A 13,568-nucleotide genomic window follows, 5' to 3' on the forward strand; every position below is an offset into this window, starting at 1 on the left:
TTCAAGGACAAAGGGGATTTAGTGCTTGTGCCAATAGAGTAATCGGATGCTCGCACTTTTTGCTGGTCGACATCTCAATTTGCCATTTGCAGGTTTCACAGTCGGTAATCACCAAATCCACCCCGCTATCCTCAATTTGCTGGAATAACGATGCACCAATTCCCTGCGCTGTGGCGTAGTTTTCTGATTTAAAACCATAAGTCCCGGCAATACCGCAGCACTGAGAGTCCAGAACCACCAACTCGATACCAGGAATGCGCTGTAGCAAGGCCAGGGTATAAGCCGTCCAACCCATTTTTTCCATATGACAAGGCGTATGATAAGCAATGCGCAACGGCTTGTTTTGCGAAGAAAATAACGGTTTTAGTGGTAACTCACGACCCTGATCCAGCAAGCGATAGAGGTAACGTGTCGCCAGTTCCACTTTATCGCGCACCGGCGCGGTATCAACATCAAGCAAGTGCGGATATTCATCGCGCAAGGTGAAGGTACAGCTCGAAGAGGTTGCCACCACCGGAATATCCCGCCCGATAACTGCGTCGGTCAGTGATTCCAGATTGACTCGCGCCTGCTTTTTCGCCTGTTCAATAAAGCCATTCGCAATCAAGGGTACGCCACAGCACTTTTCCCGTTTCAGCAGTTGCACACCAATGTTCATTGCATTGAAAACACTGACTAAATCTTTACCCAACTGCGGGTGATTGTAGTTAACGAAGCAACCGTGGAAAAATGCGACCTGTTCAGCATATTGCTGCTGTTTTTCTGCCTGTTTGCGATACCAACGGCGAAATGTTCCGAAGGAGTATTTCGGCAATTCACGCCGATGATCAATCTTCAGCGCCTTATCCAACAAGGCGCGCACCGGTTTTAACCCCGTGACCGCATTGATGACTGGCGCGAACGGCGTCGAAAGTGTGCCCATAATGTCGGTATGGCTGAGGATAGCATCGCGCAATTTAGGTTTATTACTACTGTAACTGGCTTTAGCGCGCTGGATGATGTCACCAATTTTGACATCAGACGGGCACGCCACTTCGCAGCGTTTGCAGTTGGTACAATATTTCAGTGCCTCATCGTACAGCGCCGGATCTTTTAGGCGCAGCCGCTCGCCGTCTGGACCGGCCTGTTTCGGCCCCGGATAGAGTGGGTTAACTTTCGCCACCGGGCAATAGGTGGTGCAAACCGTACATTTGATGCAACTTTCAAAGCTGTTATCGCGCGGCAGATGATGCTCCTGAGGTAAGGTTTTACTCTCACCGTGCTTTGGCAACCACGTCATAATGTGACCTCCATAGCGCCGACAATCTGTTCTGCGACAAATAACGCGCTGGTCAGCGAAACCCCCGCACCACAACCTTGTTGCAGCGGATCATATCCTCCCAGTACCGCACCGATAGCATGTAGGTTATCCAATGCAACACCACCACGCAGGGCGCGTAAGCGGTTGTCAGTTTTAACACCAAATTGCAGATAAGGCTGTGGTGCAAACATGTTGCTGTGGCTCCAGTCGGCGCGGTTCGGCAGCGATAAGATATCCAGATCCAGTATCGGCTCATAAACCTGCTCAAAAGTGGCAACCAGCCCGTTGCTGAAGAAGCTGCCACTGGCGAGAACCATATGTGCCGCACGCAAGGGGATATCCCCGTGATTGCGGCTATACAGTCCGGTAATTCGGTCACCCACCAACTCAGCCCGTAATACCGCATCACCCGGCATGATAATGCCGCCCAATTGCTGGAAGCGCTGGCGCAGAGCCTGGTGTAGGCGCATACCGAGCAGTGAAGGCGGCAGTGTTGGCAGCAGTTGAATAGACTTACCTACTGCCGCGCGCAGTGCGTCCAGTGGGGCGGTGGCTTCCAACCCGATGCAGGCCGGCAGTAAAATCATGTCAGCCGCAGAGGACAGGCGCGATAATTCATCAGCCAACGGTTGCAGGTTTTCCGGCAGATCCAGCAAACGGGCGATATTCACCGCACGAAATTCGCTGGGATTATCCCGCAAGCGATCCAGTGCCGGTAAATGCAGGTAATCGGCTGTGGCTTCAACACCTTGATCCTGCAAGGCACTGGCGACCATCTGCGGTTGAAAATCGAGGAAACCTTCAATTCCAATCACCGCGACTTTTTGCCACGGCAGAGGGCCGTCTAATGGTGCAACCGGAATATCGGCAGGACTTAGCCATGTTGGGCGACAGCCACCCAATGGGGTAAGGCGCTGGTGGTTCTGAGCCGCACTTCCCACCAATTTCAAGCCGCAGCGCTGTAACAGAGACTCCGCGTCCAACGCCAGTTTCGCCACTTGCCCCATTTTGCTGTAAGGATGTTCAGGTGCGATTTCAGCCAAAGCACTGAGTGCCGAGAGCGGTTTGCTAACAGCTCGCCCATCAGGTAATTTTGCCAGCAGATCCAGTGAGCCTGAGGAAAAATGCAGCGCATTTTGACCAGCGCTGACAATCGCGCAATATTTGCCTTGTTCGGCCAGCTTGATACCACAGGCTAGCCCGGCTAAACCACCGCCGATGATTATGACATCAAATTTCATCGTGTTTCTCCTCAGCGGATGCTGTAGGCGGGCTATCATCCAAGCCACACAGCCCCTGATAAACCCAGTGAGTGAACTCGCTTTCCCGCAGCGCATCGCCCCAGGCTATCGGGCGCACACCTTTCCAGCGCTCATTAAGGAATTGCGTGAGTTGCTCACGGGATTGTTGCGGCGTGGTCACGTTGAAACGATTGAGTAAACCGGCGGCACGGCAGGCGCACAGTTCCCCCTGACAGGTTCCCATTCCCACGCGGGTTCGGCGGCGTAAATCGAGCAGGTTATTGACCGATAACGATTCAACCGCATAGCGCACTTCACCGGCGGTTACCGCTTCACACTCACACACTAAACTGTTATCCAGCCGATTACCGGCCAACAATTGTGTTGCGCGGTCACCGTGGCGATAAACCGCCGAGCCACGAATGCTGGCGGGCAGAGAGATCACTTTGCTTAACGTTTGTTCTGCTGATTGCTGCGAACCGGGCAGCGGCTCTTGAGCGGTAGTGCACGCGGCGCTAATACCCAATTTCTCACACACTTTGTCCGTCGCCCATTCCGCCATCAGTCGATAGGTCATCAGCTTGCCGCCGGTAATGGTGATAAAACCCTCCAGCCCATCGCGACTGGCATGATCAAGCAGCACGATGCCACGGCTCACATTTCGCCCCGACGGGTCGTCGTCACTGGCAACCAGCGGCCTCACGCCAGCGTAAGCTCGTAGAATGCGGGTTTGCGCCAGCCGTGGTGAGAGTTTCGAACCTTCCCGAATTAAGGTATCGACCTCTTGTGGCGTGACGACCATGTTATCTATCTGATCGTACTCAATATGGGTTGAGGTCGTACCGATCAATGAAATGGTATCGCCTGGCACCAGAATGTCAGCATCGGCCGGTTTGCGGCAGCGGTTGATCACCATGTTGTTGATCCGATGACCCAGGATCAACAACGCACCTTTAGCGGGGAACATGCGAATACGAAGATCGGCATATTCCGCAATGTGTTGCCCCCAGATCCCGGCAGCATTCACGACAATCTGCGCATGAATATCATATTTCCGCTGGTTTTTATGGTCGAAAACACGCACGCCGCTCACGCGATCAGCACTGCGCAGTAAACCAATGACTTCATGATAGGTCAGGACATTCGCACCGTGTTCGCGGGCATCCAGCATATTAGCGGCGGTTAAACGAAAGGGATCGATTGTGCCATCCGGAACCCGAACGGCGGCGATTAATGATGGATTAGCCGCCGGTTCCAAACGCAGTGCCAGTTTCGGATCAATAGCTTCAGCCTCAATTCCGGCATCACGACATTGAGCGATAAATTGCTGCTGATACTCCAACGAATCTTCCGGCAGCGTGATAAACAGGCCGTCGGTCTGCTCAATACAGTGGCGGGCAATGCGTTTAAGAATGCGATTCTCTTCAATACATTCACGGGCTGATTCACTGTCTGTCACGGCATAGCGTGCGCCACTGTGTAGCAAGCCATGATTACGTCCCGTCGCGCCGGTGGCAATGTCATGCCGTTCCAGCAATGTACATGCCAGACCACGGCGGGCGCAGTCTCGGGCGATCCCGGCACCGGTCGCACCACCACCAATGATGATGACATCAGTTTCTGTGTACGGAGAAGTGTTCGTCATGCAGACCCCACATTATCAGACAGCCGCTGGCGGCTAATTATGAGTCTATTGAGCCACAATATTTAAGGTTATTGTTTGATAAGGAACAAAAACGAACCAAAAACGAAACCAATATGGTGGTTAAAAACCATGATTGTGATCAAGGTCACAAGTGATTTGTCATTATTGGTTTCAAAATGTTAACCAATCGCTCAAAATCGCCGCTGCTTTCATAAAACTGTAACAAATGCGCCTTCACTCACAGATAAAACCTCAGATTTTATCTAGCATGGCGTTCGTTATAGAACATAAACGACAGCGGGTTAACGGTTTAACCACGGTCTACGTTTAACTAACGGCTACATTTTATTAACAGATAGACACCAGGCTATATCAGACTCAAAAACGAACAAAAAAGCCATCGGAGGCACTCATGTTGAGCATTTTTAAGCCCGCGCCACATCAGGCACGGCTTTCCGCAGATCGCGTTGATCCAACCTACCGCCGCTTACGTTGGCAAATCTTTATGGGTATTTTCTTCGGTTACGCTGCCTACTATCTGGTGCGGAAGAACTTTACTCTGGCCATGCCGTATCTGATCGAACAAGGGTTTTCGCGCGGAGATCTGGGTTTCGCTCTATCCGGTATTTCTATCGCCTATGGTTTCTCAAAGTTCATCATGGGTTCGGTTTCTGACCGTTCAAACCCACGGGTCTTCCTTTCTGCCGGTTTGATTCTCTCGGCGGCCGTGATGCTGTTTATGGGCTTCGTGCCGTGGGCAACCTCCAGTATCGCCGTAATGTTCGTGCTGCTATTCCTGTGCGGCTGGTTCCAGGGAATGGGTTGGCCGCCATGTGGCCGAACTATGGTGCACTGGTGGTCGAAGAAAGAACGCGGCAGTATTGTGTCAGTCTGGAACTGTGCCCATAACGTGGGTGGCGGCTTACCACCACTGCTATTCCTGTTAGGGATGGCATGGTTTAACGACTGGAAAGCCGCGCTTTATATGCCTGCTTTTGGTGCCATTCTGGTGGCATTGATTGTCTTCGGCCTGATGCGTGATACCCCGCAATCCGTGGGCTTACCACCGATTGAAGAGTACAAAAACGACTACCCAGACGATTACAGTGAAGAAGCGGAAGAAGAACTGACCGCGAAACAAATCTTCATGCAATATATTCTGCCCAACAAGCTGTTGTGGTATATCGCGATTGCTAACGTTTTTGTTTATTTGCTGCGTTACGGCATCCTCGACTGGTCACCGACCTACCTGAAAGAAGTCAAACACTTCGCATTGGATAAATCCTCATGGGCTTATTTCCTGTATGAATACGCAGGTATTCCAGGGACGCTGCTGTGCGGTTGGATGTCGGACAAAGTGTTTAAAGGTAACCGTGGTGCAACGGGTGTGTTCTTTATGATACTGGTCACTATCGCTACCATTATTTACTGGCTGAACCCGGTCGGTAACCCAGGTATTGATATGGCCTGTATGATCACCATCGGCTTCCTGATCTATGGTCCGGTCATGTTGATTGGTTTACATGCACTTGAATTGGCACCGAAAAAAGCAGCCGGTACTGCGGCAGGCTTCACCGGTCTGTTCGGTTATCTCGGTGGTTCGGTTGCTGCCAGCGCCATCGTCGGTTACACCGTTGACTACTTCGGTTGGGACGGCGGCTTTATGGTGATGATCGGCGGTAGCATTATTGCGGTTCTGTTACTGATAGTTGTCATGTTCAGTGAGAAGAAGCATCACGCAGAACTGGCAAGAAAGCAGGGTTTATAATTTCATTATAAATATACCCAGCGTATTAAGTAGCTTACAGGCTGTGCCGTTATCTATGGATTAATAGCGACACAGCCTTTTTCATATCCTGAAATTGATAAATGGAGCACTATCAATGCAAACAATGAAAACCCACATCAAAACCCTGTTGGCGAGTATGATTCTGGCATCCTCAGTCGCAGGCATGGCACACGCGACAGAACCCTTAGCTAAAGATAAATCAGCCGATAAAGTGGTTATCGCGCACCGCGGTGCCAGTGGTTATTTACCGGAACACAGTCTGCCTGCTAAAGCGATGGCTTACGCGCAAGGTGCTGATTATCTTGAGCAAGATTTGGTTATGACCAAAGATAATGAGTTAGTGGTGCTGCACGACCACTACCTGGATCGCGTCACCGATGTTGCCGACCGCTTCCCTGATCGCGCCCGTAAAGATGGTCGTTATTACGCTATCGACTTTACACTGCCGGAAATCAAGTCACTGAAGTTTACCGAAGGCTTTGATATTGATAAAGACGGTAAAAAAGTGCAGAGCTATCCGGGCCGCTTCCCAATGGGTAAATCTGACTTCCGTGTACACACGTTCCAGGAAGAGATTGAATTTGTTCAAGGTCTGAACCACTCGACCGGTAAAAATGTCGGTATTTACCCGGAAATCAAAGCGCCGTGGTTCCATAAGCAGGAAGGGAAAGACATCTCAACCAAAGTGTTGGAAGTACTGAAACAGTACGGTTACACCACTAAGAGCGATAAGGTTTATCTGCAATGCTTTGATGCCAACGAGTTAAAACGCATTAAAAATGAGCTGGAACCGAAGATGGGCATGAACCTGAAGCTGGTTCAACTGGTGGCTTATACCGATTGGAATGAAACCTACGAGCAGAAACCTGACGGTAAATGGGTGAACTACAGCTATGACTGGATGTTCAAGCCAGGTGCAATGAAGCAAGTCGCGCAGTATGCCGACGGCATTGGGCCTGATTACCATATGCTGGTCGTCGAAACCTCGACGCCAGAGAACATCAAGCTGACCAATATGGTCAAAGATGCACATGCCAATAACATGATGGTTCATCCGTACACTATCCGCGCAGATAAGCTGCCGAAATACGCCACTAACGTGAATCAACTGTTTGATATTATCTACAATCAGGCCGGAGTTGACGGGGTGTTTACTGACTTCCCGGATAAAGGCGTGCAGTTCCTGCAAAAACAGAGTCAGCACCAGTAAGTGAGTTATCTGAAATAACTGAAAATAAGAAAATGGCGAACTCATCTACCGTTCGCCATTTTTACTGCTAATTTTTATTTAGCATCATAATCAGTTAGTTATCTGTGCCTAAAAACATCTTACGTAAATAGTGTGGCACCGCATCATCAGCGTTAGAACCAATCACTTCCAGATTCGGTAACATATCCTTCAGCCGTTGATGCGCATCACGCATAATGCAGCCTTTGCCGGACATCGACAGCATTTCCAGGTCATTCATACCATCGCCAAACGCGATACATTCCTTCAGTGAATAACCGATAATTTTAGCAACTTGCTCAAGCGCATGACCTTTCGAAACACCGCCGCCCATCACTTCCAGGCAGGTTGGGAAAGAGAAGCTGACATTGACCCGATCGCCCCAACGTGCATTTATCGCTTCTTCTAAAATCAATAACTTGTCATGATCTTCACAGGTGAAATAGACCTTGCACACCCCGTCAGTTGGCAGCAGTGCTGGCTCAAATACCTGATAGTTGAACACCGATTCACGGAAAAACGCTTTCTGCTCCGGGCTTTCACGGTTCATATACCATTCGTCATTCAGATAGACGTTGGTCAGAATATCTGGATTGTGATGTTCGATGTTATAGAGATCTCGGGCAATATCCGCATCAAGGTTATGGCTAAAAATCAGTTCTCCCGCAGTGTTATGCACGCGCGCACCGTTGGAGGTGATCATAAAAGCAGTGATTTCAAGACTATCGCGGATTTGCGCAACATCGATATGATGACGTCCAGTGGCAAACACAAAGTGCACATCACGCTGCGTCAGCAACTTAAGTGTCTCTTTGGCATAAGGGGTTAAAAGGTGATCAGGCGATAGCAGCGTGCCATCTAAATCGGAAGCAACAACATGATACATAGCGGTATGTTCTAACCTCTGGTGGTGTCGGGGTCTGGATGGCCGACTGATGATTGATGTTGCGCAAAAAAGCGCAATATGGCGCTTAGCGCCTCGGCACGCAGCGGGTCCCGCTCGAACAGGATCTCATGGCGTGCGCCTTGAATGACTTTAGGCTGTCTCCCTTCGCAAGGGTGCCCCGCCAGAGTCATTGCCTGAGAAAATGCATTATGGGCCGGGTTATGTACCACCCGATCCTCACTGGCCTGTAGCAACAAAACCGGTGTGGTGATTTTGTCTGCCTGGGCAATAATTTGCTCACCCACTAACAGACTTTCGCGTACCCAATGGTAGGTTGGCCCACCAACACGGATTTCTGGCGAATCCGCATATTGGCGTAAGTAGCGACGATAGCGTTCGCGGCTGTGGGTCAGCATATTGACCACATACGGCATTGGCCGCCAATGGCCGGTTCCGATGGCATAGTAATCCCGCAGTTTCTGAGACCTCTCGGCCCAGTCCACAATACGATGCGCCAACCAGCCCGGCATCGGTAAATGGATACCAAACATCGGCGCGCATAGCGCCACCGCATTGAATGTATCGGGATCTCTGGTCAGATATCGTGTCAGGACAGCCCCGCCCATTGAATGCGCCAGTGCGAAACGTTGTTGATAATGGCTGTCGCTGATTTCGCGCTGCACCAACTGCGCAAAATCCTCAATATAATCATCAAACTTGATGACATGCCCACGGTTATGATCGTCCAGCATCCGCCCGGATCGCCCCTGCCCGCGATGATCCAGCACAATGACGTCATAACCTTGTTGGAACAGGTCATAGGCCACTTCAGGATATTTAACGTAACTTTCTATACGGCCAGGCACAACCACAACTACGCGATTATGCTGTGGCGCACGGAAACGAACGTAGCGGATCGGGATACCATCAACACCGATAAACTCATTTTCATCCCTTAGCTGCCAGAAATCCAACAGCGGCCCGTTAACAAAAGCAGCAAACTGCCCTTCGCGGGTTAACCAGCTATTCATATGATAATCTAACGGCATAACCTGATTGATTACATCCTTTGGCCGAGGTTGCTCAATGTTCGATGAAACCTGAAATTTGGGTAAACCCAGTCATTATGTGGGCCATAGCGCAACGATTAGCAATAGCGTATTGTGGCATAAATTTACGCGTTCAGGGAGTTTTGCCGATGAGCTTAGATTGGTGGTTAACCTATTTGCTGACAACACTGATCCTCAGTCTCTCACCCGGCTCGGGTGCCATTAACACCATGAGCACCACCATCAGCCACGGTACACGGGGTGTCATCGCGTCAATCTGCGGGTTACAGTTAGGCTTGTCAGTCCATATCGTATTAGTTGGCGTCGGCCTGGGCGCACTGATTTCTCAATCTTTGCTGGCTTTTGAAATTTTAAAATGGCTGGGTGCGGCTTACTTAATCTGGCTGGGTATTCAACAATGGCGCGCGGCGGGAGCGTTAGACTTACATGCGTTAGCTAACAGTATGCCACGGCGTAAGCTGTTTAAACGCGCGGTGTTCGTCAATTTGACCAACCCGAAAAGTATTGTTTTTCTGGCCGCATTATTCCCGCAATTTGTGCTGCCACATCAACCACAGGTGGCGCAATATCTGATTCTTGGTAGCACCAGTGTGATTGTTGATATCATCGTGATGATAGGTTACGCGACTCTTGCCACGCGAATTGCTGGCTGGATTAAATCACCACAACAAATGAAATTGCTGAACCGGATCTTTGGTGGGTTATTTATGCTAATAGGTACACTGCTGGCCACCGCCAGAAAAGTATAAAACGCGCTGACATCCCCCCAACCACGCCACTAATCGGTTGGGGAATTTGTTAGCGAGATAATATCAGGTGAATACCAAACCCGGCGAATAGCACGCCAGTCAGTCCATCAATCCATCGGGATAGCCGCTGATAGCCACGGCGCATCACGGGTAGCGCAAATACGCACGCCACAATACTGAACCAGACGAAGGTTTCGCCGACAATCAGCACAAATAAGCCCCAGCGTGCGCCAGCACTGACATCATCGCCGACAAACAGTGAAAACACGCTGCCAAAATAGATAACGGCTTTCGGGTTAGACAAATTCGTCAGAAAACCACGCAGGAAAGTCCTCCCACGGGCAGGCAGCTCAACGTTAACATCACCGTCGGTTGGATTACGTTTAGCACGGGCAGATTTCAGCAACTGCCACCCCATCCAGCACAAATATAACCCGCCACCGACCATAATGATCTGATGTAACCAGGCCATTTTCTGCAAGATCAGGTTCAGCCCCATTAATGCCACACCGGCCCAGACCACAATCCCCAGCGAGATCCCCACCACTCCCAGCATCGCCTCACGACGTGAGCGGCTGGCGGCAGTTTGCGAGACAAAAAAGAAATCTGGCCCCGGACTCATCAACGCCACCAGATGAACCAACGCGACAGTCAGAAATAGCATTAGCATAAATAGGCTCTCATTACAGGAAAGGTGACCGGTTAGTCGTCGTTGTTATCCACATGGTCACGGATCATCGCCATAAATGACGCACCAAAGCGCTCCAGCTTGCGTTGCCCAACCCCATTCACACTCAACAGCTCGCTGGCCGTAATTGGCATCTGCTCTGCCATCTCCAGCAACGTGGTATCGTTAAACACCACGTAAGGCGGAATATTGCTTTCGTCGGCGATAGATTTGCGCAATTTGCGCAATTTAGCGAACAACTTGCGATCGTAATTGCCACCATACGATTTCTGATTCGCACTGCTGCGTGCTTTCAGATTTTGGATACGTGGCACCGCCAGTTGCAACGGCAATTCAGCGCGTAATACTGGCCGCGCGGCCTCGGTCAACTGCAAGGCTGAAAACATCGCGATATTCTGGCTCAGCAATCCGAGGTGGATCAGTTGGCGCAATACGCTGACCCAATGCTCATGGGTTTGCTCGCGGCCAATGCCGTATACCGACAGTTTGTCATGGCCCATTTCGCGAATACGCTGGTTATTCGCCCCACGCAGCACCTCGACGATATACCCCAAGCCAAACCGTTGCCCGACGCGATAAACACACGATAACGCTTTTTGCGCATCAGCCAAACCATCGTAACGCTTCGGTGGATCAAGACAGATATCGCAGTTGCCGCACGGCTGCTGTTTACCTTCGCCAAAATAGTTCAGCAGCACCAGACGGCGGCAAGTTTGCGCTTCGGCAAACGCCCCCATCGCATTAAGTTTATGCCGCTCGATATCTTGTTGCGCACCTGCCGGTTTCTCTTCCAAACAGCGGCGTAACCACGCCATATCGGCCGGGTCATACAGCAGCACAGCTTCAGCGGGCAAACCATCGCGCCCGGCACGGCCGGTTTCCTGATAGTAAGACTCGATAGTACGCGGAATGTCAAAATGCACCACAAAACGCACGTTGGGCTTGTTGATGCCCATACCGAAAGCCACAGTCGCGACCACCACTTGTAAGTCGTCACGCTGGAAAGCCTCCTGCACCTGCGCGCGGCGTTCGTTATCCAGACCGGCATGGTAGGCCGCTACACTTAAACCACGGCTTTGTAAGCGGGCGGTGGTGTCTTCCACTTTGGCACGACTGTTACAGTAAATAATGCCACTTTTACCACGTTGGTCTTGGACAAAACGCCACAGTTGATCGAGCGGTTTGAACTTTTCCACCAAGGTGTAGCGGATATTGGGGCGGTCAAAGCTGCTAACCTGAACCAATGGCTGTGACAGATTGAGCAAACGCAAAATATCACCGCGCGTCGCTTCGTCAGCCGTGGCGGTGAGTGCTATCACCGGTAAATCAGGGAAACGTTGCTTTAACTGACCGAGAGCGCGATATTCCGGGCGGAAATCATGCCCCCATTGGGAGATGCAGTGCGCTTCATCCACCGCCAACAGCGCGGGACGCCACTGGTGCAGTTGATCAAGAAAGCTCTCCATCACCAACCGTTCAGGCGCGATATACAGCAGCTTAATCTGGCCGCTGCGGCACCCGTCCATCACGGCCAACTGCTGTTCGCGCGTTTGCGACGAGTTTAAACACCCGGCCCCAACGCCATAAGCCAGTAGCTGGTCAACCTGATCTTTCATTAAGGAAATTAAGGGAGAAACCACCAGCGTCAGCCCGTCCGTCACCAGTGCAGGAATCTGATAACACAAGGATTTACCGCCACCGGTTGGCATCACCACCAGACAGTCTTGCCCGGAGAGAGTGGCGTTGATGATTTCCTGTTGCCCTGGCCGGAATTGCTGATAGCCGAAAGTATCGCGCAATACCTGAACGGCCAGTAATTCCCTGTTTATCACTGCAGCGGTTGACACACTTTTCCCCAACTATGAGATCTGCACAGGCCGGTGAACCGGCCTGTGTCTGAAACTTGCCTAACGCCGGATGACGTTAAAGGACATCGTTCAACATGATACCCATACCCACCCGTGTTTGCCTAAAGTTATAGTCAATCATTGACTCACCATAGCCACTGAACACCTGAGTATAGAAGCGAACATGCTTGGTAATTGGGTAGCTCCAGCCCATTTCAGCGCCACCATAACCGGTATTCCAGTTATAACGACCATCAATACTGAACACGCTATCGCCCAACGCATAACCCACTTTCAGGCGATAATAACCCATGTACTTATTGATATCGGGGTTGTCATCTTTGCTGTCACTTTCAGGCATACGGTACCAAGGCTTCAGATCGACTTCTAAATTACCACGTTGAGCCATCAGACGGGTATATACACGGTTCCAACTGCGTGAAGTGGGGTCTGCTTTACCGTTGGACTGGTGGTTAACACCGAATTCCACTTCACGGAATGTCCAGCCCGCCAATTCATAGTCTGTTGCCCATGCCAGGAAGACTTGGGGTTCGTAGTTAGTTTCGCGAAATGGCGAAGACTCATCGCTGTTGGATGCTTGCCACCATGAACGCTGGGTATAAGAGGCACCCAATAAAGAGTTGTCACCGGCAATACCGCGCCAGATTGGGAAGCCTAAACTCAGTTGGAATTTAACTTCATCCTTCTTGGCATTCTGCGCCCAATCATACGAGCTGATAGCGTCTTTGTTAATGTCACTGGTATAGGTATACAATAAATAGTTCGTTTCATACGGATACAGCAGGAATGGATTATCGTGATCCTGCAACATTGCCGCAATAATACTGCCACGCACCGCAGGCGCATCATGAATCTTCTCAACTGCCGCGTCTTCTGCCTGCGCCAACGTTGGCGCGAGTAATAATGCAATCAAAACCCGCCAAAATTTGCCCATCATTCCCCCCATCATCTTACGGATTATTTCTATTTGTAATGAAACAGCTCATTCTACACACAAATGATCTCTGGGATTAGACTTGTTTATATTTATGAATTAACGACTGGAAAACAACAAAATAGAAGCATAAAATAAACAATTCATTAACTTTTGTTGCCGGGCTATAC

At 50.5% G+C, this 13,568-nt stretch carries 11 protein-coding genes and 1 pseudogene; 4 read left to right on the plus strand and 8 right to left on the minus strand.

Going from position 1 to position 13,568, the window contains the following annotated elements; genetic code table 11:
* Position 1: 1 nt before the first annotated feature.
* The 3 genes from glpC to glpA are packed head-to-tail and all read right to left on the minus strand — an operon-like array spanning position 2 to position 4,186.
* Complete coding sequence (gene glpC, locus YALDO0001_RS16035; RefSeq protein ID WP_042840295.1) at positions 2 to 1,279, minus strand: anaerobic glycerol-3-phosphate dehydrogenase subunit GlpC; 1,278 nt, start codon at positions 1,277 to 1,279, stop codon at positions 2 to 4.
* On the minus strand, positions 1,276 to 2,541 hold the full coding sequence (gene glpB / locus YALDO0001_RS16040) for a glycerol-3-phosphate dehydrogenase subunit GlpB (RefSeq protein WP_042840297.1): 1,266 nt from the start codon (positions 2,539 to 2,541) through the stop codon (positions 1,276 to 1,278). Before glpB ends, glpC begins: the two co-directional genes overlap by 4 nt.
* On the minus strand, positions 2,531 to 4,186 hold the full coding sequence (glpA, locus tag YALDO0001_RS16045; RefSeq protein ID WP_004704584.1) for an anaerobic glycerol-3-phosphate dehydrogenase subunit A: 1,656 nt from the start codon (positions 4,184 to 4,186) through the stop codon (positions 2,531 to 2,533). The genes glpB and glpA overlap by 11 nt, the downstream gene beginning before the upstream one ends.
* Between glpA and YALDO0001_RS22415 the strand changes: the two are divergent.
* From YALDO0001_RS22415 to glpQ, 3 genes and pseudogenes are all read left to right on the plus strand, one after another.
* Positions 4,154 to 4,341, plus strand: a pseudogene (locus YALDO0001_RS22415) (hypothetical protein). The gene glpA and the pseudogene YALDO0001_RS22415 overlap by 33 nt on opposite strands.
* A 257-nt stretch (positions 4,342 to 4,598) precedes the next feature.
* The gene (gene glpT, locus YALDO0001_RS16050) at positions 4,599 to 5,954 is read left to right on the plus strand and encodes a glycerol-3-phosphate transporter (protein WP_004704585.1); all 1,356 of its coding nucleotides are present in this window, start codon (positions 4,599 to 4,601) and stop codon (positions 5,952 to 5,954) included.
* A gap of 124 nt (positions 5,955 to 6,078) precedes the next feature.
* Positions 6,079 to 7,185, plus strand: a complete 1,107-nt coding sequence (gene glpQ / locus YALDO0001_RS16055; RefSeq protein WP_042840301.1) for a glycerophosphodiester phosphodiesterase — start codon at positions 6,079 to 6,081, stop codon at positions 7,183 to 7,185.
* A gap of 94 nt (positions 7,186 to 7,279) precedes the next feature.
* Here the strand turns inward: glpQ and yigL are convergent, their stop codons facing one another.
* Together yigL and pldB are read right to left on the minus strand one after the other, a co-directional pair.
* Positions 7,280 to 8,089, minus strand: a complete 810-nt coding sequence (yigL, locus tag YALDO0001_RS16060; RefSeq protein WP_004704587.1) for a sugar/pyridoxal phosphate phosphatase YigL — start codon at positions 8,087 to 8,089, stop codon at positions 7,280 to 7,282.
* Between the two features lie 11 nt (positions 8,090 to 8,100).
* Positions 8,101 to 9,138 carry a lysophospholipase L2 gene (gene pldB, locus YALDO0001_RS16065; RefSeq protein ID WP_004704588.1) on the minus strand — a complete coding sequence of 346 codons (1,038 nt, stop codon included), beginning with the start codon at positions 9,136 to 9,138 and terminating at the stop codon, positions 8,101 to 8,103.
* A gap of 149 nt (positions 9,139 to 9,287) precedes the next feature.
* Here pldB and rhtB point away from each other — a divergent pair, with 149 nt between their 5' ends.
* The gene (gene rhtB, locus YALDO0001_RS16070) at positions 9,288 to 9,908 is read left to right on the plus strand and encodes a homoserine/homoserine lactone efflux protein (RefSeq protein WP_042547201.1); all 621 of its coding nucleotides are present in this window, start codon (positions 9,288 to 9,290) and stop codon (positions 9,906 to 9,908) included.
* Positions 9,909 to 9,957: 49 nt separating this feature from the next.
* Here rhtB and rhtC read toward each other — a convergent pair whose 3' ends face one another.
* From rhtC to pldA, 3 genes are all read right to left on the minus strand, one after another.
* Positions 9,958 to 10,578 (minus strand): threonine export protein RhtC, encoded by a 621-nt coding sequence (gene rhtC, locus YALDO0001_RS16075; RefSeq protein WP_004704590.1) that lies wholly within the window; start codon positions 10,576 to 10,578, stop codon positions 9,958 to 9,960.
* A gap of 32 nt (positions 10,579 to 10,610) precedes the next feature.
* On the minus strand, positions 10,611 to 12,443 hold the full coding sequence (gene recQ, locus YALDO0001_RS16080) for an ATP-dependent DNA helicase RecQ (protein ID WP_042840298.1): 1,833 nt from the start codon (positions 12,441 to 12,443) through the stop codon (positions 10,611 to 10,613).
* 76 nt (positions 12,444 to 12,519) lie between these two features.
* Positions 12,520 to 13,398: a phospholipase A gene (gene pldA, locus YALDO0001_RS16085; RefSeq protein ID WP_042840299.1), complete on the minus strand. Its 879-nt coding sequence runs from the start codon at positions 13,396 to 13,398 to the stop codon at positions 12,520 to 12,522.
* Positions 13,399 to 13,568: the final 170 nt, after the last annotated feature.

This window comes from Yersinia aldovae ATCC 35236 (assembly GCF_000173735.1).
Lineage (GTDB): Bacteria > Pseudomonadota > Gammaproteobacteria > Enterobacterales > Enterobacteriaceae > Yersinia > Yersinia aldovae.

Excerpts from the sequence above, each read along its gene's own strand:
- pldA (WP_042840299.1), bottom strand. The coding sequence starts at position 13,398 with ATGGGCAAATTTTGGCGGGTTTTGATTGCATTATTACTCGCGCCAACG.
- glpQ (WP_042840301.1), top strand. The coding sequence starts at position 6,079 with ATGAAAACCCACATCAAAACCCTGTTGGCGAGTATGATTCTGGCATCC.
- glpB (WP_042840297.1), bottom strand. The coding sequence starts at position 2,541 with ATGAAATTTGATGTCATAATCATCGGCGGTGGTTTAGCCGGGCTAGCC.
- rhtB (WP_042547201.1), top strand. The coding sequence starts at position 9,288 with ATGAGCTTAGATTGGTGGTTAACCTATTTGCTGACAACACTGATCCTC.
- glpA (WP_004704584.1), bottom strand. The coding sequence starts at position 4,186 with ATGACGAACACTTCTCCGTACACAGAAACTGATGTCATCATCATTGGT.
- pldB (WP_004704588.1), bottom strand. The coding sequence starts at position 9,138 with ATGCCGTTAGATTATCATATGAATAGCTGGTTAACCCGCGAAGGGCAG.
- glpC (WP_042840295.1), bottom strand. The coding sequence starts at position 1,279 with ATGACGTGGTTGCCAAAGCACGGTGAGAGTAAAACCTTACCTCAGGAG.
- rhtC (WP_004704590.1), bottom strand. The coding sequence starts at position 10,578 with ATGCTAATGCTATTTCTGACTGTCGCGTTGGTTCATCTGGTGGCGTTG.
- glpT (WP_004704585.1), top strand. The coding sequence starts at position 4,599 with ATGTTGAGCATTTTTAAGCCCGCGCCACATCAGGCACGGCTTTCCGCA.
- yigL (WP_004704587.1), bottom strand. The coding sequence starts at position 8,089 with ATGTATCATGTTGTTGCTTCCGATTTAGATGGCACGCTGCTATCGCCT.